This is a genomic window from Stappia sp. ES.058, from assembly GCF_900105595.1.
GTDB lineage: Bacteria > Pseudomonadota > Alphaproteobacteria > Rhizobiales > Stappiaceae > Stappia.
This window is the reverse complement of the sequence record NZ_LT629784.1, coordinates 3,114,979-3,135,459: the sequence shown is the minus strand read 5'-3', so window position 1 is coordinate 3,135,459 and position 20,481 is coordinate 3,114,979. Positions and strand designations below refer to the sequence as shown.

Here is a 20,481-nt window from a genome sequence, read left to right as displayed (position 1 = left end):
CAATGGCAGGAAAAACCCGACCTGATGCATCGGATCCGGACTTCGGTGTCATCAAGCCGACGGCTGGCGCCAAGACGAAAGAGGACTGGATCGGCAACCAACTCAGGAAAGTCTACGATGAGGCGCTGTGCGAGGATATTCCCGCGGACATGCTGGAGTTGCTGACTGCTCTTGACGATGGTGGCGTCGACAAAGCCGCCTCCGACGAAGAGGCTGCTGAATGAGCGCCGCACAGTTCAAGAAGGACCTTGTCGAGGCGATCCCGCGATTGCGCGCCTTCGCGAGGTCGATCAGCGGCGATCGGGATCGCGCCGACGATCTCGTTCAGGAAACGCTCTCGAAAGCGATCGCGAACAAGGACAAGTTCACCGAAGGGACCAATTTGACCGCCTGGTTGATTACCATCTTGCGGAACCATTTCTATTCGGTCGGCCGAAAGATGCAGCGCGAGGTTCCCGATCCCGACGGAGAGCACGCCGCGACCCTGGAAACGAAGCCGCAGCAGTCTGGCCATCTGGAACTCAAGGACTTCCTGAGCGCCTTGCAGGTTCTGCCGGACGATCAGCGCGAAGCGCTTATCCTGATCGGCGCCAGCGGGTTTTCCTATGATGAGGCAGCCGAGATTCTCGGCGTCAAGACCGGTACTGTGAAGAGCCGGGTGTCGCGTGCGCGCATCCGCCTGGAAGAGTTGATGAACGGTCGGGAAGAGTTCGATCGCTCCGAGATCGCGGTCGCCGAGTCCGCGGCGATGATTCAGGATGCGCTGACCGTTTGAGAGCGAAGAAATGGAAGCCGCGCCGGGCGCGGGCTCCTGACAGGAGGGCCGCGTGGACGATACCCCGATAAAACGGTCCGGTGCCAAGCCGGAAAACGAAAGCCAGGTCACCGAGGAACGGCTCAACCGCAAAGGAACGCGGCTCAGCGCTGACGACATGTCCGAGGTCGGCAACCGTTTGAGGCTGCGCGCTGCGGTCGTCTACGAGATCATCCGTCAGGAAGGCGAAGAGGAACTGGCGCGTGCTCCGCGGAACCTGTGGTGGTCGGGCATTGCGGCCGGTCTGTCGATCGGTTTTTCCATTCTCGGCGAAGCCTTGTTGCGTGCCTATCTTCCCGATGTCGGTTGGCGCCATCTGATCGAGAACCTTGGCTATGGAACAGGGTTTTTGATCGTCATTCTCGCCAGACAGCAGCTGTTTACGGAGAATACGCTCACCGCGGTTCTGCCCGCAATCAGTGCGGGCAAGCAATACACCTATTGGCGGGTTCTCCGATTGTGGGGGATCGTGCTGCTTGCAAACATCGTTGGTACGGCTTTGTTTGGAAGCGCCCTTGCGTCGGGCTTGTTCATCACAGAGCCGGTCTTTGATGCGGTGGAGGCCTTGTCGGCCCATCTGATGGAGATTCCGCCGATCCAGATGTTTCTTCGCGGCATTGTCGCCGGCTGGGTCGTTGCGACTCTGGTCTGGCTGTTGCCAAGTGCCGAGCACTCCAAGATCGCGATCATTTTCCTGATGGCGTGGTTGATTGCGGCACTCGACCTCACGCATGTGGTGGCCGGCTCGGTTGAGGCCGTTTTTGCATTCTGGACCGGCCATGCAAGTCTTGCCGACATCGTTGGCGGATTCCTGCTGCCGACATTGATGGGCAACATCATCGGCGGCTCCGCCTTGTTCGCCCTGATCGCCTACGCGCAGGTCAGTGAGGAGATCTGACAGGCGAAGGAGGCATCGCGGTCTTCCGTCAGTCCATCCAGCTCAAAAAGACGAGGGAGCGTCGGCCGGTGCATCAGCCGGTTCTTAGTATGATGTTCCGGGCAGTTCGCGACGGGCATTGTCGAAGCCCTCGTCGCACCTGGCCTTGACCGAACGCTTTCGGTCCGCTGGCGTGACAAAAAAGGGCGCCGTGGCGCCCTTTTGATTGGATATGCGGGTTTCAGACACCTCGTCCTCGAACCAGATGCACGACGGCGGAGACTACAAACAGCGCAATCGCGACAAAGAAGATGAGCTTGGCGATCGACACTGCCGTTCCGGCGATCCCGCCGAAGCCCAACACCGCCGCGATCAGCGCGACGACCAAGAAGAATATTGCCCAGGATAGCATAACGTCCTCCGATAAAATGAACACGCTCGGGAAACGCCGGAAAAGCGATATCGTTCCGTATATCGAAGACGTCCGGGAAATAATCACGTTCGAACGGTTCCAGATGGAACGCCAAGGGAGCGTTTCGGATTTTTGGAACTTTCCGCCGTTTTGTTCGTTTTCCGTGCACAGCTCAATTGGAGATATGAAATGGAATACGGAATACTTGGACTTGTCGTTCTTATTCTCGATATTTATGCCGTCGTGAAAACCTTGGGAAGCGGCGCGTCGACCGGCGCGAAGATCCTATGGACGCTCGGCATTCTGATTTTCCCGGTGATCGGGTTCATTGTCTGGTTCTTCGCCGGCCCCCGCGGTGGCACGCAGACGATCTGATAAAACGCGCCTTCGGGCGCGTTTTTTTTGGAACCAACCATTTTCGAAGTTGTTTACATTTCGTGGTCACAATTCGTGACGTGTTTTTTAAAGGAGGTAAGTTATGCTCCGCAATATTCTTGCATCAACCGCAGTCGTTGCTTTGATTTCTACTGGCGCCATCGCCGAAACGGCGACGTCGAAGGCGGATATGTCCGGCAACGAGGCGATGTCATCCGGCATTTACGAGTTCCAGATGGACACTCTCTCAGAGACGTCCACGAAGGGCTTCCTGGCATCCAACATGATCGGTAAAGCCGTGATGGCCGGAGACGGTGAGGACGCCGATCAGATCGGCGACATCAATGACGTCGTTGTCGATCGCGACGGCTCGGTGCGTGCTGTCATCGTCGGCGTCGGGGGCTTCATCGGCCTCGGTGAAAAGGATGTCGCAGTCGATTTCGACCGCCTGTCCTTCGTTTCCTCGAAAGAGGGCCGATTGACGGTCGTCAGCGACGTTTCCAAGACGGAGCTTGAGGACGCTCCGGGATATGAGCGTCCGGACAATATCCCTGACTGGATGTCGATGTCCGCCGGCCGGGAGAAAATGGGCGAGCTTCGCGACAGTGCCGAGGATGCCTACGAAACGGTCGAGAAGGAGACGATCGATCCGGCCAGAGAGCGGATCGACGAGATGGCCGATTCCGACTGGACGGCGGAGAAAACCCAGATCGATACCGCGACCGTGTCGACCGACGCCCTGATCGGCGGCTCGGTCTACACCACTGCGGACACCAATATCGGTGACGTGTCCGAAGTGCTTCTCGACAAGGACGGAAAAGCCGAGGCGGTCGTGATCGATGTCGGCGGCTTCCTGGGGTTCGGCGAGAAACCGGTTGCCGTGTCTTATGACAGTCTGAAGATGTACGAAGCGGAGAACGGCACATTGCTGATCACCGCGACGTTCACCGAAGAGCAGCTGGAAAATGCGAAGACCTATTCGCCGGCTGACTACAAGTCGGATCCGGACAGTGTCCTTCTCAAGGGATAACCTGCTGATTCGTGAACATGACAAAGCGTTCCACCCATGGGCGGGACGTGAAGTTGGCGAAAAACCCCCGGCTGTTGCCGGGGGTTTTTGGGTTTGTTTCGGCATGTTTGAGAAAGTCCGCCCCGGAACAGACAGCGCTCCAGATTATCCTGGTCGAGGGGCTGGCTGCATTGCCGCAACGACGCTTGCCCGGCGCCCGCATCAACCGGGAGGTTTAAGGCCGTTCTCGCGGGTTGTCTGTTTGGCATCCGCTCGAAACGCCGAGTTGTGTGGGAGAGCAACGTCAACGTGGCGCGAGCGCACCTTTGTCTTTTGGGAGGGGGGCGGACACCGGCAGGGATCGGCCGCCCGGCTGTGCCGCTTCCAACCGCAAGGGCCGGTACCGCCAATGCCTGTCCGTGTCAGATCCACAGCCCGCACTGAAAAAGGCCAAAACAAAACCCCGCCGAAAATCGACGGGGCCGGGCAATCCGCCCCAAACCCTATCAACCTTATTTATGGATCCGCTACCCAGTGGAGCGAATTTGACATTCGAGGTCTGTTTGCGGCGAGGCTCCTGATCAAGTGTCGGAATCGAACCCCTAGAACGACATCGACGCAACCGCGGCGATGGCGCCGAGCGCGGAGATCAGGCCGAGCAGGGTGACAATCCCATCCCTTGTGAGAAGCCCCAGGGCCAGCAGCATGATGGCGCCGCCGGGCAGGGCGGCGGCAAGAGGAATGAGGGTTGCCGGGTAGACCAGAACCGCCAACACAATGCACAACAGGGCGATCATTCGGGACATCGTCTCGCCGGTCAGGATCGAGAGACGCCGTCCGAGAAATCTGTCCAGCCGGTGGGCATAGGGGCGAAGCCGGTCGATCGTTTCCGAAACCCTTTTCTCCGGAATCTCGCGCTTGCGTATCAGTGCCGGCAGCCAGATCGACTGCGCGCCGAGAACGAGTTGTGCTGCGACGATGATGATAAGGGTCGAAAGAACAACCGGCACTCCCGGAACCGCACCGACAGGTGAGATCATCACCATGGCCGGCAGGAACAGCAAGGGGCCGGCGGCGCGACTTCCGGTGGCCCGCAATATGGAGTCCACATCGGAATTCCCGCGCTGGATTTCCCGCTCCCACGCGTCCAGCACGCCCGCCGTCGTTTCTCTGCAATCACCAGCCATCGTCGAGGCCTCGTTGTTCACTGCGTGGGGTTCAGGCAAAAATAAAAGGCCGGCAGAGCCGACCTTTTAAGTGGACACCCGCTTTGGGCATCAATTCGCAGATTTCAATGTCAGCTGCGTAACGCCGAGTGTGAGATTGGCGCCCGTCTGGCTTTCCAGGCTGATCGGGTTCAATGCAACGGACTTGTCGAAACCGCCGACAAGCGCGTTTGCCTTTACACCGGCCCCCAGGGTCGCGCCTGCGGTCACGCCCCCGTAGGAGCCTTCAAGCGCACCCCGCTTCATGTCGGCGCTTGGTGCGAGAACGCCCCAGACGAGTGTGGCGTTCGAGGTGCTGCCGATATCAAGACCATAGTCGCTGATCGTTCCGATGTAGTTTGCGGTCATGCCGGATCCCGCCGCATCGAAGAGGCAGTTCAGCGTAGCCTTCGAACCGACGATAAAGTTCGTCTCCTGCTCCACGGCGCAGGTCAGCGTTCCCACCTTGACGCCGGCGCTGGTGTCTTGCGCAATCGCCGATGTCGCCATAAGCGTGGCTCCGGTCAGGGCGAGGGCGTATGCTGCAATGCGTTTCATAAGTAACTCCTTGTTTGAAACGAGAACGGCCTGGCCGACCGGCCAACGCCGTGTTCATTCCGCCCGCTCGCGTCGTGTACGACGCACCAGCGGTGCCTTGAGAACGGCTCGGCACGTCCGGAGTTCCAAAAAAACATCAGGGAACGCAAGGCAGACGCCGCGCGTTGAACAGTCATGAATGCATTGAAGCGACCGGTGCGCCACCGCAATGGCGCGATGGCGACCTCCGTGCTGCACATTCCGCTCGCCGGGTGGTGGGCTGTGTTGAAACGCACATGGACACAGGTGCAGGCCGACAATGTGCTGCTGATCGGCGCGGGGGTTGCCTTCTACTTCCTTCTGGCGCTGGTGCCTGCGCTTACGTCCCTTTTCTCGGTCGCATCCCTGCTTGCGTCACCGGATGCAATCCGTGGCTTGCTTGATGAAGTCGGGGCCATTCTGCCGGAAAGCACAATGAGCCTCTTCACCGATCAGTTCGAGCGCATTATTGTTACAAGTCAGCCTCATTCAGCGCTGACCTTGAAGGCGCTGTTGGGTGTGTTGCTGGCGTTCTGGGCCGCCGGGGCCGGCGTACGGGCAATGATGACGGCGGCCACGCTCGCATACCGGGAGCGCGAGGAACGCCCGTTGTTGCGCTTCCAACTGACGGCTTTTGGCCTGACCTTTGCCGCGCTCCTGATCGGTGTCTGCGCGGTCATCGCCTTTGTCGCCATTCCCGTTGCCATTTCAGTTCTCCCGTTTTCCGGAATGAACGAGACGCTCCTGACGATCTTCCGCTGGCCCGTGATAATCGCTGCGGTCATCGTGGGACTCTCGCTGACCTATCGTTTCGCTCCGTCGAGACGCCAGGCGAAGACGAAGTGGGTCACGACGGGAGCGGTCGCCGCTGCGCTGCTGTGGTTGGTCGGATCCATTGTCTTCACCACCTATGTCGAACGGGTGGCCAATTACGAAGCACTTCACGGGACGCTTTCCTCCATTGTCGTCCTGCTGCTCTGGCTCTGGTTTTCCGCTGTGGTGACGATAATGGGCGCCGAACTCAATGCTGAAATCGAGCATCAGACGAGGATCGACACGACCGTTGGCGAAGACCGGCCGATGGGCGAGCGCGGCGCCTATGTCGCCGATCACGTCGCGTCGGGGACGGGGAATGCGCGGGCGATCGAAAAAAGCGCATCGCGCGAATAATCTCGCGCGATGCGCCCGACCGCGAGACCGGGAGCGATCGTTCCGGCACATAAGCGGATGAGGCAGGATACGCAGCGCACCGGTGTCCGTGCCGTGTCCGCGTGCCTGTCACCCGCAGTCAAGCCGGCGCGCTCCTTTCGCAGTGCTAGGCCTCCACCCCTCGGGCAGGCCTCCTCCCCACGGGCAGACGGGAGCCCTCAGGGGACTTGACCCTCTCCGTCTTGATCGAGAAAACTCTCCCCTGAAGCAATCAGGGGCTCTTCCATGTCAAACCTTACCCGACGCCATCTTCTGGGAGCGTTCGCGGCCACCGGGCTTTCCGGTTATTGCCTGCCTGTCTTTGCCGATGTGGACGAGGGACTGTGCAATGCGGAGACGCGGTTCAAGGAATGGACCCTCAGGGTCGCCATCAGATCGCGCTATACGGACGATAAATTCATCGGTCACAGATATTCCGCCTCGGCCGAGCATCGTCCGACCGGGTTGACGTTCGATCTGAAAAGCGGTTCGACCTATGCGATCGAGAGCGCGTATTTCAAGGACGGGTCGGCGATCGACGTAAGCGTCCCGGACGAGACCTACAATGCGCTGTTTACGCCGAAGCACCAGGGAAAAAGCCCGCGCGAGATGCGCACGTTTTTCCTGCTGAAAGACCCCGATGGCGGCGGTGAAACCAGCATTGTCTACCTCTACAAGCCGATGGAGTTGTGTTCCGAGAGGTCCGAGGGCGACATCATGGCTGAAAACCTGGTTGGCGACCGTCAGGAGCCATGCGTCGACCGCGACACGCCTGACCAGCTTCCAAGGTTCGATGCCGCGAACCCGAGTACAACGGGCTGGCACCGGGAGAAGGTCTCATCTCAGGAACAGACCTATGCTGCGGCCGATCTGCTGCGTGGCGCGAAACGATTGCAACTCATCACCGGCTACTACGACACCGACGGCGGGAAATGGAAGCGCCTCGCGCAGGTCGATCTCGACACCGACGGTCTCGGCACGGCGCTCGACCAATTCATGAACGATGCGCGGGCACGTCTGTCGCGCGAGGAAAGCGGCCCGGAGACCTGCGGCGAGCCGCTCGACTGTTTCCTGACCACCGCCTGTTGCGTGCACATGGGCCGCGCGGACGATTGTTTCGAGCTGCGCAGCCTGCGGGCCTTCCGGGACGGCTGGCTTTCAGCCCGCCCCGGCGGGCTTGCGGCGATTGCGGAATACTATCGCATCGCGCCGGGCATCGCCCGTGCGATCCAGAACGACCGGGCGACGCTGGCGCGTGTCTACTGGGGAACGATCCTGCCGTGTGTCGCGGCGACCCGGCTTGGCGCCCATGGTCTGGCCTTCCGTCTTTATTGCCGCATGGTGCGCCGCCTCGCGGTGGCCCATCCGCCTGTGGCGTGAGACAAAACCGGGTCGTCACTCTTTGGTCGGGCTGCGTGTGACGGGTTTGCGGGATCGGTCGCTTCACCCGCCCGCCGGATCGTCTAGTGTGGGGCCATGAAAAATCCTGGAGGTTCATGATCGATCAATCGCCAGTTGCGTCACGGTTCGCGCCAACGGCCGCACCGCGCGTCTTGCTTATCGGTGCGACCGGCACGATCGGGCGGGCGACGGTTCGCGCCCTTGTGGCGCGCGGCGCCGAGGTCGTCTGCTTCGTGCGCCCGCGGTCCGACAGGGACGGCGGGACCGGCGGTGGCGGGGGCGCGGGGATGCTTGCCGGGGCGCAGGTGCGGTTCGGCAACGTGACGGACCCGGCCTCGCTTGCCCGCGACGGGTTTTGCGGCGAGCGCTTCGATGCGGTGGTCTCCTGTCTCGCGTCGCGCAGCGGTGCGCCGAAGGATGCCTGGGCGGTCGATCACCGGGCAAATCTCAATGCGCTGGATGCTGCGCGGGAGGCGGGGGCCGGGACATTCGTCCTGTTGTCGGCTATCTGCGTGCAGCGGCCTCTGCTCGCGTTTCAGCATGCCAAACGCGCATTCGAGGCGGAGCTAATGGCCTCTGGTCTCACCTATGCAATCGTCCGGCCGACGGCCTTCTTCAAGTCGCTCTCCGGGCAGATCGAACGGGTGAGGCAGGGAAAGCCCTTTCTGGTCTTCGGCGACGGCGAGCTGACTGCCTGCAAGCCGATCAGCGACGACGACCTCGGGTGCTTCATTGCCGCCTGCGTCTTTGACGAGAGCCGTCACAACCAGGTGCTGCCGATTGGCGGCCCCGGACCCGCGATCACGCCGAAACAGCAGGGTGAGGCGCTGTTTCGGCTGCTCGGGCGAAGCCCGAAATTCAAGCACGTCCCGGTCGCCTTGCTGGATGGGATCATCGGCGGACTGGCGTTGCTGGGCCGGGTCAGTCCAACGCTTGCGGAAAAGGCGGAACTTGCGCGGATCGGTCGTTATTACGCGACCCAGTCCATGCTGGTTCTCGATCCGGCGACCGATACATATGATGCGGACGCGACGCCATCCACCGGCAGCGACACGCTGTTTGCCTATTACGAGCGGGTGTTGAACGGCGAGGCCACCGTGGAGCGGGGCGAGCATTCGGTCTTTTGAGCCGCCATGAAAAAACGGCGGCCCGGATGACCGGACCGCCGCTTGTTTCGGTTTCAAACCCTGCGCCCGAACGTGCGGGCGCTTCGACGTCACGCCAGATCGAAGCGATCCGCGTTCATCACCTTGGTCCACGCCTTGACGAAGTCCTTGACGAACTTCTCCTTGGCGTCGTCCTGGGCGTAGACTTCCGCATAGGCGCGCAGCTGCGAGTTCGATCCGAAGATCAGGTCGGCCCGCGTTCCGGTCCACTTGACCTCGCCGGTCTTGCGGTCGCGGCCCTCGAAGATGCCGTCACCGGCCGCCTTCCACTCCGTCGACATGTCGATCAGGTTGACGAAGAAGTCGTTGGTGAGCTGGCCCGGACGGTCGGTGAAGACACCGTGCTTGGCGCCCTTGTAATTGGCATCCAGCGCGCGCATTCCGCCGACGAGAACGGTCATTTCCGGCGCGGTTAGCGTCAGAAGCTGAGCCTTGTCGACCAGAAGTTCCTCGGTCGAGACCGTGTAGTCGGTCTTTTGATAGTTGCGGAACCCGTCGGCCATCGGCTCGAGCACGTCGAAGCTGTCGACGTCGGTCTGCTCCTGCGTCGCATCGGTGCGGCCCGGTGCAAACTGCACCTCGATCGCATGACCGGCATCCTTTGCGGCCTTCTCGACCGCGGCCGTTCCGCCGAGAACGATCAGGTCGGCGAGCGAGACCTTCTTGCCGCCGGACGCGCCGGCGTTGAAGTCGGCCTGGATGCCTTCAAGAACCTTCAGCACCTTGGCAAGCTGCGCGGGCTCGTTGGCGTCCCAGTCCTTGTGCGGTGCAAGTCGGATGCGCGCGCCATTGGCGCCGCCGCGCTTGTCGGAGCCGCGGAAGGTCGCAGCCGACGTCCATGCCGTGGCGACCAGCTCTGCGGTCGACAGGCCGGAGGTGAGTAGCTTCGCCTTGAGGTCGGCAATGTCCGTGGCATCGACCAGCGGATGATCGACCGCCGGAACCGGATCCTGCCAGATCAGCTCTTCCTTGGGCACTTCCGGGCCGAGGTAGCGCGTGATCGGGCCCATGTCGCGGTGGGTCAGCTTGAACCACGCGCGGGCAAAGGCGTCGGCGAATTCGTCCGGATTGGCGTGGAAATGGCGCGAGATCTTCTCGTAGGCCGGGTCCATGCGCATCGCCATGTCGGCGGTGGACATGATGATCGGCACCTTCTTGGAAGGATCCTCGGGATCCGGCGCCATGTCCTCTTCCTTGAGGTCCTTCGGCGTCCACTGCCAGGCACCGGCCGGGCTTTTGGTCAGTTCCCACTCGTAGCCGAAGAGGACGTCGAAATAACCATTGTCCCACTGCGTCGGATTGGAGGTCCAGGCGCCTTCCAGACCGCTGGTGATGGTGTCGCGACCCTTGCCGCTCTTGTAGCTGGAGAGCCAGCCGAAGCCCTGGGCCTCGATGGAGGCGCCTTCCGGCTCCGAACCGACGTTGGCGACGTCGCCCGCGCCATGGGTCTTGCCGAAGGTATGGCCGCCGGCGGTCAGCGCCACGGTCTCATAGTCGTTCATCGCCATGCGCGCGAAGGTCTCGCGAATGTCGTGGGCGGAAGCCAGCGGATCGGGCTGTCCGTCGGGGCCTTCCGGGTTGACGTAGATCAGGCCCATCTGCACGGCGGCCAACGGATTCACCAGCTCGCGGTCGCCGGAATAACGGCTCTGCTCGTGGTCGCTGGTGGCAAGCCACTCGTTCTCGGAACCCCAGTAGATGTCCTCTTCCGGCTCCCAGATGTCGGCGCGGCCGCCGCCGAAGCCGAAGGTCTTGCCGCCCATGGATTCAATGGCGACGTTACCGGCCAGGATCATCAGATCGGCCCAGGACAGCTTGTTGCCGTATTTCTGCTTGATCGGCCACAGCAGGCGGCGGGCCTTGTCGAGGTTGCCGTTGTCGGGCCAGCTGTTGAGCGGCGCGAAGCGCTGTGTGCCGGTCGCGCCGCCGCCGCGGCCGTCGGCGGTGCGGTAGGTGCCGGCGCTGTGCCAGGCCATGCGGATGAAGAGCCCGCCGTAGTGACCGTAATCCGCCGGCCACCAGTCCTGGCTGTCGGTCATCAGCGCATGGAGGTCCTTCTTGACCGCGTCGTAGTCGAGCGACTTGAAGGCTTCCGCATAGTCGAACTCCTCGCCCAGCGGGTCGGTCGGAGCGGCGTTCTGATGCAGGATCTTCAGGTTCAGCTGGTTCGGCCACCAGTCGCGGTTCGACGGCACCCCGAAGGTCGAGGCGATGGGTGTTCCATGCATAACGGGGCACTTGCCGGTCTTGTCGTCGGTAATCGCGTCCATAATCCCTCTCCGATCATAACGTTTCTCAGCCCCTTAGCCGGCGTCGCAGGACGCGGCTGGGCAAAATCCAAAGTGTCCCGCATCCCTTCCGGCGGTCGCTTGGCCCGGTCGCGACGCCGCCGATCCGGCACGTCGTCATCCTTGGTCGCATCAAGCGACGCGATGCCGGTGGACGAGATGTGGGACGTCTCGTGAGATTGGTAACCCCCGAAATCCCACATACTCAGGGTATCAAGTCGGTGCGATCAGGTGAACACGTGTTTGCTGACGGATCGATAAGATTTTCTTATTTTCGTGCGGAGGTTCACCCCACGCGGCAGGCGAGATTTGACGATCGGATTGAAGGTCTTGGCTGGCGGCGGCGTCAAATGGCCCCGACCATGGGCGCCCTCGACGCTGCCGCCGGATCGGCGTTGCGATCAAATCAGGTGGATATGAGCCGGCTTGCGGATCGGCTTTTGTCCTATGCCTTCACGCGGGCGTTCTTCGGATCATAAAGCGGGCCAAGATGCAGTGCGGCCGGAACGCGTTCGTTGGCGACGACCAGTTCATATGTGCCCTTGGTAAGATAGTCGTCGGTGATGCCGTCGGCGTTCCTGACGTACCCATAGCCGATGGGCTTGCCGAGCGTGTAGCCGAAGCCGCCGCTGGTCAGGTAGCCGGCAAACGCGCCGTCGCGCAGGATGGTCTCGCGGCCAAGCAGAACGACATTCGGGTCGTCGACCGTGAAGGCGGCGAGTTTTTTGTTCAACGGGGCGTTGGCGGCGCGCTCGGCCGCCGCGCGCCCGTTGAAGGGGAGTTCCGACTTGAGTTTGACCGCCCAGCCGAGACCGGCTTCATAGGGACTGTCGTTCGCCGTGATGTCTGAGCCCCAGGCGCGGTAGCCTTTTTCCAGGCGCAACGAATCGATGGCGCGGTAGCCGGCCAGGCGAATGCCGTGACCCTTGCCGACGCGCATCAACGTATCGAACACCTCGCCGGTCTTTTCGATGGGGATATGCAACTCCCAGCCCAGTTCGCCGACATAGGTGACCCGCAGCGCGCGCACCGGGCAGCCGGCAATCGTGATCTCGCGGACATGGCCGAAGCGGAAGGCCTCGTTGCTCACGTCGTCATCCGGCGCCGCGGCGGCAAGCACCAGGCGGGCGTTCGGTCCCATCAAGGACAATGTGCCGTAGTCTTCGGTCACGTCGCGGAGCGTCGCATCGGTGCCGTCGGGCAGATGATCGGCGATCCAGGCGCCGTCATGGGTGCGAAAGCCGGTTCCGGTGACGATATAGAAGAGATCGTCTTCGAGGCGGGCGACCGTCAGGTCGCACTCGATGCCGCCGCGCGAATTGAGCAACTGCGTGTAGGTGAGCCGCCCGGCCGGCTTGCCCACCTTGTTGGAGCAGATCTGTTCCAGCGCTTCGGCGGCGCCTTTCCCGGAGAGCTCGAACTTGGCGAAGGACGACTGGTCGAACAGCCCGACGGTCTCGCGAACCGCCTTGTGTTCCTCGCCGACGGCGTTGAACCAGTTCTGCCGGCCCATCGAATAGATGTCGCGCGGCTCGTCGTGCGGCCGGGCGAACCAGTTGGGCCGCTCCCACCCGAGTTTGGAACCGAAGACGGCACCGCGTGCCTTGAGCCGTTCGTACAGCGGGGAGACGATGCGCGGCCGTCCGCTTTCGTATTCCTCATGCGGAAAGCCGATGGTGTAATGCTTGCCGTAGGCTTCCAGCGTGCGTTCGCACACCCAGTCGCGATCGCGGTGCAGACCGGAAAAGCGACGGATGTCGACGCTCCACAGATCGAGCGGCGCTTCGCCCGTCATCGCCCATTCCGCCAGAACCCAGCCGGCGCCGCCGCCGGATGCGATGCCGAAGGCGTTGAAGCCGGCGCCGACGAACATGTTGTCGCATTCCGGTGCCGCACCCAGGATGAAATTGCCATCGGGTGTAAAGCTCTCCGGGCCGTTGATCATCTGCTTGACGCCGGCGGTCTCCAGTGCCGGAACGCGGTGCACCGTGTTGAGGAGATGTTGCTCGAAGTGGTCCCAGTCATCGTCGAAGAGCTGGAACTGGAAGTCGTTGGGCACATCACCCGTGGTCCAGGCAATGGGATCGGGCTCATAGCCGCCCATCGCAAGGCCGCCGACCTCTTCCTTGAAATAGGTGCGGCGGTCCGGATCGCGCACCGTCGGTGTTTGCGACGTGATGCCGTCGATCTGTTCGGTGATGACGAACTGATGCTTCACGGGCTGCAGCGGCACGTTGATGCCGGCCATCGCGCCGACCTGGCGCGCCCACTGGCCGGCGCAATTGACGACGAGATCGCAGGTCACCGGCCCGGCGGTGGTGTCGACGCGGGTGATCCGCTTGCCGTCCATGGCGAAGCCGGTGACGCCAACGCCTTCCATGATGCGCGCGCCATGCATGCGCGCGCCCTTGGCGAGCGACTGGGTGATGTCGGAGGGGCTTGCCTGCCCGTCGGTCGGCAGGAAGCTCGCGCCGACCAGATCGTCGACATTCATCAGCGGCCACATCGCCTTGACCTCGGACGGCGACAGCAGGGCCATCTCCATGCCGAAGCTGCGCGCGGTGGTCGCCAGCCGCTTGTATTCGGTCCAGCGGTCCTCGTTGCAGGCAAGGCGCAGGCAGCCGTTCATCTTCCAGCCGGTTTCCAGTCCGGTCTCCGCATCGAGCCGCTTGTAGAGATCGACGGAGTATTTCAGCACCTGGGTGATGGAGGCGGAGGAGCGCAACTGGCCGACGAGACCGGCTGCGTGCCAGGTCGAACCGCTGGTCAGTTGGCCCTGTTCCAGGAGCAGGACGTCCGCCTTGTGATCGCGGGCCAGGTGATAGGCCGTGGAGCAGCCGATGATACCGCCGCCGATGACGACGACCTGGGCGTGCGAGGGAAGCGACATGGATTCAGACCTTCTCGAAGCGTGACTGGTAATCGTCAAGTGCGGCCTCGTAGGCCGCCAGCGTTTCGTCCGTGTAGGCGGCGTAGTCGACGCCGGGGGCCGTGAGGTGGAGTTCTGAAACGAGGCTCCACATGGTTTCGCGCAGGAGCGAGGCGACCTGCATTGCCGCATAGGCCCGCTGCATCGCGGCGTCCGGTGCGTGTTCCAGATAGGCGGTCATCAGTTCGACGGATTCATCGGCCGACAGACCCGCATTGGAGGCGATGCCGGCGAGGTCGAACATTGCGGTGCCAAAGCCCGCGTATTCGAAATCGATCAGCCAGAGGTGCTCGCCGTCGTCGATGAAATTCGCCGGCAGGAGGTCGTGATGGCCGAACACGATGGGCATCGGCACTTGCGCCTGTTCCATCGTTTGCGCCGCCTGGAGAAATTCGGGCAAACGATCGGCCATGCGCGAGCCGCCTGCGTGCAGCGTGCGGGCGTAGTCGCGAATGACGTGAAAAACCCAGAAAAAGAAGCCCGCTCCGGAGACCTCGGCCGGCATCTCCCGGTGGAAGCGTCGGATCAGCGCGGCAATGCGCAGCCTGTGCGCGCGCACGTCTTCGGCCTGGAATGTGTGGCCATCGATGAAGCGCGTCACCATCACGCCGGGTTCTGCATAGACGAGATCGGGGGCGAACCCGAGGTTGACGGCCGCGCGTGTCACCATGGTCTCTCGCGCGCGCTCGACATGATGAAACGGAAAATCGCGCCCAAGCCGCACGACGTAGGCACCCGAGGCATCGCGCACCAGAACGCTTTCGTTCGACAGACCGCCGGACAGGGGTTCCATCGCCGGCGTGCCGCGCCACACGGGAAGAGCCGCGACCCGGCGCTCCGTCTCGCTCGATACCGTTTGAGGCGAGGAGGCTGAGCTCATGTGCGGGTCTCCTGCGCGCTCGCAAGGCCGAGCCGGACGCGCAATCGTGTGGAGGCGGCCGATATCAGCCGGTCGGCGATGATGGCGATGAAGGCGACCGCCAGACCGGCGACGAGACCGCGTCCGGTGTCCGCCTTGGTCAGCGCGATATAGACCTCCTGGCCAAGATCGCGGGTGCCGACCAGGGCCGTAATCACCAGCATGGAGAGTGCCAGCATGATGGTCTGGTTCAGCCCGAGCAGGATCTCGGGCAGGGCGAGTTTCAGGCGAACTTTCGTCAGCAACTGCCAGGGAGTGGCGCCGGCGGCGATGCCGGCTTCGATCAAATGCGGATCGACGCGGCGCAGGCCGTAGGCGGTGTAGCGGATTGCGGGCGCGATGGCATAGGCGACCACCGCGATCATCGCGGTGAAGTCGCCGACGCGAAACAGCATGACGGCCGGCATCAGATAGACGAAGGAGGGCAGTGTCTGCAGCGTGTCGATGACGAGTTCGACAGCCCGCCAGACCCGCTCGCGACCGGCGGCCCATATGCCGACCGGAATGCCCAGGAGACAGGCGATGGCGACCGAAATGCCGCAGAGATAGACGGTGATCATCGCCTTTTCCCACTGCCCGGTGAAGGCGATCAGCGCGGAAAGGGCCGCCGTTGTCAGCGCCAACCGCCAGCCGCCGAGGCGAAATCCGGCAAGCGCCAGAATGCCGACGACGCCGATCCAGGGCAGGCCGAGCAGGAAGCGCTTGAACGGGATCAGAACGTTGAGCAGCAGGGTGTTCTTCACCGCTTCCAGCTGGTCGAAGAAATGCACGTTGATCCAGCCGACGAGATCGCTGCCAAGCGATCCGGACGAGATTTGCAGGGCCTCGGGGTAGGTCTGCAAGGGGGCCGAGACGAGCCCGGCCAGTGTGCTGACGACGATAAGAACCAAACCGGACACAAGATAGGGATGGCGATGCACAAAGGTTCCGCGCCGGTCCTGCGCGCTTTCGTGGTTCGGGCGGCGGGCCGCCAGGGCCTGGCTCAGCCGGTCGAGCGCGATGGCGAGCGCGACGATGGCGAGCCCGGCTTCGAACCCTGCCCCGATGTCGAGGCGGCGAAGCGCTGCAAGCACCTCGAAGCCGAGGCCGCCCGCACCGATCATCGAGGCGATGATCACCATGTTGAGCGAGAGCATGATCACCTGGTTGACGCCGACCATCAGCCCGGGCATGGCGCTGGGCACAAGAATGCGCCATGTCATCTGCCGCTTGGAGCATCCGGTCATGCGGCCAAGTTCATGCGCCTCTTCGGGAACGGCGCGCAGGGCAAGCAGCGAGATACGCGTCATCGGCGGCAGCGCATAGACGATGGTGGCGATGATCGCCGAACTCGGTCCGAAGCCGAAGAGGAAGAGGATCGGGACCAGATAGGCGAACACCGGCACGGTCTGCATCAGATCGAGCAGGGGCCGCAGCGCCGTCTCGACGGCCTGCCAGCGAAAGGCGGCAAGCCCCAGCAGCAATCCGCCGACAATGCCGACGGGCACGGCGATCAGGATCGAGGCGAGGGTGACCATCGCCGCGCTCCACTGACCGAACACCGCGACGAACGCAAAACATCCGCCAACCAGGACTGCAAGCCGGCGCCCGCCGGCATAATGGCCCAAAAGCACGGCGATGCCGATGACCGCAATCCAGGAAAACGGCGGCAGGATCTGGGTCGCGGAGGAGCCCCGGCCGTCGAGAATGCCGGTCGACAGCAACCCCAGGATCAGTCGGTAGGGCGCCTCGATGGCACCGGCGATGAAGCGGGTCAGGTCGGTGAAGGTGAAGAGGCCGAAGCTTGCATCATCCACCAGCCAGCGCATGGCGTCGCTGATCCAGCGCTGCACCGGAATTTGCCAGCCGCGCGGCAGCTCGAAGGCCCAGTCCGCGACCGGCTTTCCGAACTTCCAAAGGACAACGAAGGCGACAAGCGCGATCCCCCAGACCGCAAGTGCCGGCCAACGCCGTCGGAGTTTCGGCGCGCCCGGCGTGGTCTCCATCGTCTCTTCCTGCAAGGCGAACGGCGTGGTCATCGTCAGGCCAGCATCAGGACGTCGACGACTGCGTCGCGGGTGAGGGTTCCGACCGGGGCGCCGGCCGCGTTCGTGACCTTGAGCATTGTCACGCCGTCGGAAAACAGCGCCGCCGCCTGCGATACGGTGGCGCTTGCCGCAATCGTCGGCATTCCCTCTTGCGCGGTCTCGCCGGGAGCCATGATGGAAGCGACGCGCACCACCTTTGCGCGGGTGACGTTTTTGGTGAATTCCGCCACGTAGTCCGTGGCCGGGCTCATCACCAGGTCTTCCGGCGTGCCGGTCTGGACGACGGCACCGTCCTTCATGATGGCGATGCGATCGGCGAGACGGATGGCTTCGTCGAAATCATGAGTGATAAAGACGATCGTTTTCTTCAGCACGGACTGAAGGCGCATGAACTCGTCCTGCATCTCCTGCCGGATCAGCGGGTCGAGTGCGGAAAACGGCTCGTCCAGGAACCAGAGCTCCGGCTCCACGGCGAGCGAGCGGGCGATGCCGACGCGTTGCTGCTGGCCGCCGGACAGTTCGCGCGGGAAAAACGCCTCGCGCCCACCCAGTCCGACGAGCTCGATCATCTTGCGGGCGCGTTCTTCGCGCGCGGCACGGGCCATGCCCTGCACCTCGAGCGGAAAGGCGACATTGCCCAGAACGCTCAGGTGCGGAAGCAGCGCGAAGTGCTGGAAGACCATGCCCATGCGGTGCCGGCGGATCTCGACCATCCGCCTGTCGCTGGCGGTCAGCAGGTTCTCGCCGTTGAAAAGGATCTCGCCGGCGGTCGGCTCGACCAGGCGAGACAGGCAGCGCACCAGCGTTGATTTTCCTGAGCCGGACAGTCCCATGATGACGAAGATCTCACCGTCGCGGACCGCGAGATTGACGTCGCGCACCGCACCGACAAGACCGGCAGCGGCGATCCTGCCGCTGTCGGTGGCGCCCGGCTCCAGAACCGGATAGCGCTCGGCGCCGGTGCCGAACAGTTTCCACACGTCCCTGCATTCCAGCTTCGCCGGCGCGGTGTTGCGGGAGGCCGATGGCGATGGAGAGGCGGGAGAGGCTGAGATTTGCACGGGCTGAGCATCCGGTGAGACCGGGTGTATGGGAACGCCCGGCGCCAGAAGGCGAAGAAAAAACGGCTGCCGCCAAGGGGACAGTGCGGCGGCAGCCAGTCGGGCAAGCTTTCGCTTATTTGATCCAGGCCGACCAGCGGTCCTGGTTTTCGTCTATCCAGGTGGCGACAACCTTCTCGACGGGTTCGCCGTCCAGATCGGCCTTCGTGATCAGGCCGCCCATTTCGTCGTTGTCGATGGAAAAGGCGGAGATGGCCTTGTGCGCGCCGGGCCACTGGTCCTTCAAGCCGGCCCAGGCAACTTTCCAGATCGGGCCGCGCGGCTTGCCGCAGTCATAGGCCATGTCCGGATTGGAGCCCCAGGCGGGATCCTCGTAGCAGGCTTTTTCGTAGGCCGGGAACTCGACCCATTCGCCGTCGTATTTCAGCGGCGCCCAGTGCGGCGCGTAGACCCACAGCAGGACCGGCGCCTTGCGCTGGTAGGCGGATTCCAGTTCGGCGAAGAGGGCCGCGTCCGTGCCGGCATGAACCACCTCGAACGGGAGATCCAGCGCTTCCACACGCTCGTCGTCATAGCCGCCCCAGGTAACCGGCGCGCCGAGATAGCGACCCTTCGGCAGGGTCTCGGCCGTGCCGAAAGCTTCCGCGCAGGCCTCGCTTTTCAGCGCCTTCCAGTCAGGCAGGCCCGGGCAGACTTCCTTCATGTAGGAGGGGTACCACCACTCCTCGATGGCAAACATGCCGCTGTCGCCGAGGTTCTCGACCTTGCCGGTCGCCGTTGCCTCGTCCAGCGCGTCGCGCCCGGTGGTTTCCCAGATCTCCATCGCGACATGCAGGTCGCCTGTCTTCAGGCCGGCGAACTGGGCGATATAGTCCGCCTGGACGTATTCGATATTGTAGCCGGCCTTCTTCAAGACCTCGCCCATGATCCGGGTCGAGATGAGCTGGCCGGTCCAGTCGTGCAACGTGAGGCGAATGGGATCGTCGTTTTCAGCCGCGGAGGCTGGCGTTCCGGAAAGCGCTGTTGCGACAAGCAGTGTCGACAAGACTGCTGCGGCAGGGCGGGCAAATGTCATGGCTGGTCCCCTGTGAATGATCGTCTGGAGGCGGCGCCCGTCCCTTGCGGCCCCTTCAGGCGACCATCTGGCGGGATCTTTCAGCAACCGTCATCGGATCGTCGCACCCGGTTTATCGCACTGTCAATTAAGATGAGGTCTTTTTTTGGTTTTAATTGCCTATTATGTTGTAAAAGTCTTCTTTATGGTGGTTATTGCCACAATTCGGGCACCAAAGCCAAATCGGAGTCGCGGTCGTCATGGGTTTTGGAAAACGTCAGTTGAAGATCCTGGAACGCGCCCGGCAGGCGGGCAGCGCGCGCATCGGCGATCTCGCTGTAGAGCTTGGCGTTTCGCTCGAGACCATTCGCCGCGACATCCGTCCGCTGGTGGAGGCCGGCGACCTGCTCAAGGCGCATGGGTTTGTCAGTCTGGCGCGGCAGGATGCAGAAGCACCGTTCGAACGGCGGATGCGCGAAAACCTCGCGGCCAAGCAGGCGATCGCGCGGCACGTCGCCGCCGGCATCGAGGACGGCGACAGCGTGATGATGGACACCGGCACGACCACGAGTGTGCTGGCGCGCGAACTGCGCGGCAAGTCGGGTCTGACGGTCGTCACCAATTCCTCGGACGTCGCCCGTACGCTCGCCACGGTCAACGGCAACCGGGTCTACATGGCCGGCGGAGAGTTGCACGGCGACAATGGGGGTGCCTTCGGGCGCTCCGCCATCGAATTCATCGCCTCGTTTCGCGTGCGCCATGTCATCATCTCGATATCCGCTGTGGATCCGGTCGGTGGATTGATGGATTATCAGCTTGCCGAGGCGGATTTCGCGCGCACGGCGATCAGATGCGGCGAGACGTCCAGCGTCATCACCGATCACACCAAGTTCGACCGGCGTGCGCTCGTGCGCGTTGCCGGCTTTTCCGAAATCGACCGCATCGTGACCGATGCCCCGCCGTCCGACGCAATCTCCGCGCGCTTGCGCGACGCCGGCACCACGCTCGAGATTGCGCCGGCGCTTCCCTTGTAAATACCGGCGGCTGGACGTGGCGGGTTGCCTGCGTCGGCTCACCGAGCGGCGAAAAGTCTATCCGCGTCTCGACCTCACCCGAATTTATGGCTATGAAACCGGTCATTGCGGTTCCATAATTCTGTTTGATTTGTGAGGGAGTTGCG

General features: G+C 62.8%; 18 protein-coding genes. 9 read left to right on the top strand and 9 right to left on the bottom strand.

Annotated features, from left to right (window positions below; all coding sequences use genetic code 11):
• The first annotated feature begins 2 nt into the window (after positions 1–2).
• The 3 genes from BLU32_RS14575 to BLU32_RS14565 are packed head-to-tail and all read left to right on the top strand — an operon-like array spanning position 3 to position 1,712.
• Entirely contained in the window at positions 3–224 is a 222-nt protein-coding gene (locus tag BLU32_RS14575) for a NepR family anti-sigma factor (protein WP_093808109.1), read from the top strand.
• Positions 221–775, top strand: coding sequence for a sigma-70 family RNA polymerase sigma factor (locus tag BLU32_RS14570; RefSeq protein WP_093808108.1), 555 nt, complete (start codon positions 221–223; stop codon positions 773–775). The genes BLU32_RS14575 and BLU32_RS14570 overlap by 4 nt, the downstream gene beginning before the upstream one ends.
• A 52-nt stretch (positions 776–827) precedes the next feature.
• A complete protein-coding gene (locus BLU32_RS14565) occupies positions 828–1,712 on the top strand; it encodes a formate/nitrite transporter family protein (protein WP_244501713.1) in 885 nt (294 codons plus the stop codon).
• A gap of 220 nt (positions 1,713–1,932) precedes the next feature.
• Here the strand turns inward: BLU32_RS14565 and BLU32_RS14560 are convergent, their stop codons facing one another.
• Positions 1,933–2,103 carry a DUF1328 domain-containing protein gene (locus tag BLU32_RS14560; protein ID WP_093808106.1) on the bottom strand — a complete coding sequence of 57 codons (171 nt, stop codon included), beginning with the start codon at positions 2,101–2,103 and terminating at the stop codon, positions 1,933–1,935.
• A 132-nt stretch (positions 2,104–2,235) separates the two neighbouring features.
• On the opposite strand from BLU32_RS14560, the gene BLU32_RS14555 reads away from it, so the two are divergent.
• A complete protein-coding gene (locus BLU32_RS14555; RefSeq protein WP_244501712.1) occupies positions 2,236–2,478 on the top strand; it encodes a PLD nuclease N-terminal domain-containing protein in 243 nt (80 codons plus the stop codon).
• A gap of 103 nt (positions 2,479–2,581) precedes the next feature.
• Complete coding sequence (locus tag BLU32_RS14550) at positions 2,582–3,508, top strand: PRC-barrel domain-containing protein (RefSeq protein WP_093808102.1); 927 nt, start codon at positions 2,582–2,584, stop codon at positions 3,506–3,508.
• A gap of 581 nt (positions 3,509–4,089) precedes the next feature.
• Here BLU32_RS14550 and BLU32_RS14545 read toward each other — a convergent pair.
• Positions 4,090–4,674, bottom strand: a complete 585-nt coding sequence (locus BLU32_RS14545; RefSeq protein WP_157727689.1) for an exopolysaccharide biosynthesis protein — start codon at positions 4,672–4,674, stop codon at positions 4,090–4,092.
• A 90-nt stretch (positions 4,675–4,764) separates the two neighbouring features.
• Positions 4,765–5,250, bottom strand: a complete 486-nt coding sequence (locus BLU32_RS14540; protein ID WP_093808098.1) for a DUF992 domain-containing protein — start codon at positions 5,248–5,250, stop codon at positions 4,765–4,767.
• Positions 5,251–5,424: 174 nt separating this feature from the next.
• On the opposite strand from BLU32_RS14540, the gene BLU32_RS14535 reads away from it, so the two are divergent.
• The 3 genes from BLU32_RS14535 to BLU32_RS14525 all read left to right on the top strand — a co-directional run bounded on the left by BLU32_RS14535 (position 5,425) and on the right by BLU32_RS14525 (position 8,984).
• Complete coding sequence (locus tag BLU32_RS14535) at positions 5,425–6,438, top strand: YihY/virulence factor BrkB family protein (protein ID WP_093808096.1); 1,014 nt, start codon at positions 5,425–5,427, stop codon at positions 6,436–6,438.
• Positions 6,439–6,702: 264 nt separating this feature from the next.
• Entirely contained in the window at positions 6,703–7,836 is a 1,134-nt protein-coding gene (locus BLU32_RS14530) for a CFI-box-CTERM domain-containing protein (protein ID WP_093808094.1), read from the top strand.
• A 116-nt stretch (positions 7,837–7,952) separates the two neighbouring features.
• Positions 7,953–8,984, top strand: coding sequence for an NAD(P)H-binding protein (locus BLU32_RS14525; protein ID WP_093808092.1), 1,032 nt, complete (start codon positions 7,953–7,955; stop codon positions 8,982–8,984).
• A gap of 89 nt (positions 8,985–9,073) precedes the next feature.
• On the opposite strand, the gene katG is transcribed toward BLU32_RS14525, so the two are convergent.
• The 6 genes from katG to BLU32_RS14495 form a co-directional block, all read right to left on the bottom strand.
• Positions 9,074–11,293: a catalase/peroxidase HPI gene (katG, locus tag BLU32_RS14520; protein ID WP_093808090.1), complete on the bottom strand. Its 2,220-nt coding sequence runs from the start codon at positions 11,291–11,293 to the stop codon at positions 9,074–9,076.
• Positions 11,294–11,756: 463 nt separating this feature from the next.
• On the bottom strand, positions 11,757–14,201 hold the full coding sequence (locus BLU32_RS14515; protein ID WP_093808088.1) for an FAD-dependent oxidoreductase: 2,445 nt from the start codon (positions 14,199–14,201) through the stop codon (positions 11,757–11,759).
• Between the two features lie 4 nt (positions 14,202–14,205).
• Positions 14,206–15,120 carry a choline/ethanolamine kinase family protein gene (locus tag BLU32_RS14510; RefSeq protein ID WP_093808086.1) on the bottom strand — a complete coding sequence of 305 codons (915 nt, stop codon included), beginning with the start codon at positions 15,118–15,120 and terminating at the stop codon, positions 14,206–14,208.
• Positions 15,117–17,144, bottom strand: a complete 2,028-nt coding sequence (locus BLU32_RS14505) for a proline/glycine betaine ABC transporter permease (RefSeq protein WP_093811086.1) — start codon at positions 17,142–17,144, stop codon at positions 15,117–15,119. The genes BLU32_RS14510 and BLU32_RS14505 overlap by 4 nt, the downstream gene beginning before the upstream one ends.
• A 35-nt stretch (positions 17,145–17,179) precedes the next feature.
• Positions 17,180–18,241 carry a glycine betaine/L-proline ABC transporter ATP-binding protein gene (locus tag BLU32_RS14500; RefSeq protein ID WP_093811084.1) on the bottom strand — a complete coding sequence of 354 codons (1,062 nt, stop codon included), beginning with the start codon at positions 18,239–18,241 and terminating at the stop codon, positions 17,180–17,182.
• Positions 18,242–18,362: 121 nt separating this feature from the next.
• Entirely contained in the window at positions 18,363–19,322 is a 960-nt protein-coding gene (locus BLU32_RS14495; RefSeq protein WP_093808084.1) for an ABC transporter substrate-binding protein, read from the bottom strand.
• A gap of 239 nt (positions 19,323–19,561) precedes the next feature.
• On the opposite strand from BLU32_RS14495, the gene BLU32_RS14490 reads away from it, so the two are divergent.
• Positions 19,562–20,335 carry a DeoR/GlpR family DNA-binding transcription regulator gene (locus tag BLU32_RS14490; RefSeq protein ID WP_093808082.1) on the top strand — a complete coding sequence of 258 codons (774 nt, stop codon included), beginning with the start codon at positions 19,562–19,564 and terminating at the stop codon, positions 20,333–20,335.
• Positions 20,336–20,481 lie beyond the last annotated feature (146 nt).

Bases quoted from the DNA above. Each gene is read 5' to 3' on its own strand.
- BLU32_RS14575 (WP_093808109.1), top strand. From the start codon at position 3: ATGGCAGGAAAAACCCGACCTGATGCATCGGATCCGGACTTCGGTGTC.
- BLU32_RS14570 (WP_093808108.1), top strand. From the start codon at position 221: ATGAGCGCCGCACAGTTCAAGAAGGACCTTGTCGAGGCGATCCCGCGA.
- BLU32_RS14560 (WP_093808106.1), bottom strand. From the start codon at position 2,103: ATGCTATCCTGGGCAATATTCTTCTTGGTCGTCGCGCTGATCGCGGCG.
- BLU32_RS14550 (WP_093808102.1), top strand. From the start codon at position 2,582: ATGCTCCGCAATATTCTTGCATCAACCGCAGTCGTTGCTTTGATTTCT.
- BLU32_RS14545 (WP_157727689.1), bottom strand. From the start codon at position 4,674: ATGGCTGGTGATTGCAGAGAAACGACGGCGGGCGTGCTGGACGCGTGG.
- BLU32_RS14540 (WP_093808098.1), bottom strand. From the start codon at position 5,250: ATGAAACGCATTGCAGCATACGCCCTCGCCCTGACCGGAGCCACGCTT.
- BLU32_RS14535 (WP_093808096.1), top strand. From the start codon at position 5,425: ATGAATGCATTGAAGCGACCGGTGCGCCACCGCAATGGCGCGATGGCG.
- BLU32_RS14530 (WP_093808094.1), top strand. From the start codon at position 6,703: ATGTCAAACCTTACCCGACGCCATCTTCTGGGAGCGTTCGCGGCCACC.
- BLU32_RS14525 (WP_093808092.1), top strand. From the start codon at position 7,953: ATGATCGATCAATCGCCAGTTGCGTCACGGTTCGCGCCAACGGCCGCA.
- katG (WP_093808090.1), bottom strand. From the start codon at position 11,293: ATGGACGCGATTACCGACGACAAGACCGGCAAGTGCCCCGTTATGCAT.
- BLU32_RS14515 (WP_093808088.1), bottom strand. From the start codon at position 14,201: ATGTCGCTTCCCTCGCACGCCCAGGTCGTCGTCATCGGCGGCGGTATC.
- BLU32_RS14510 (WP_093808086.1), bottom strand. From the start codon at position 15,120: ATGAGCTCAGCCTCCTCGCCTCAAACGGTATCGAGCGAGACGGAGCGC.
- BLU32_RS14505 (WP_093811086.1), bottom strand. From the start codon at position 17,144: ATGGAGACCACGCCGGGCGCGCCGAAACTCCGACGGCGTTGGCCGGCA.
- BLU32_RS14495 (WP_093808084.1), bottom strand. From the start codon at position 19,322: ATGACATTTGCCCGCCCTGCCGCAGCAGTCTTGTCGACACTGCTTGTC.
- BLU32_RS14490 (WP_093808082.1), top strand. From the start codon at position 19,562: ATGGGTTTTGGAAAACGTCAGTTGAAGATCCTGGAACGCGCCCGGCAG.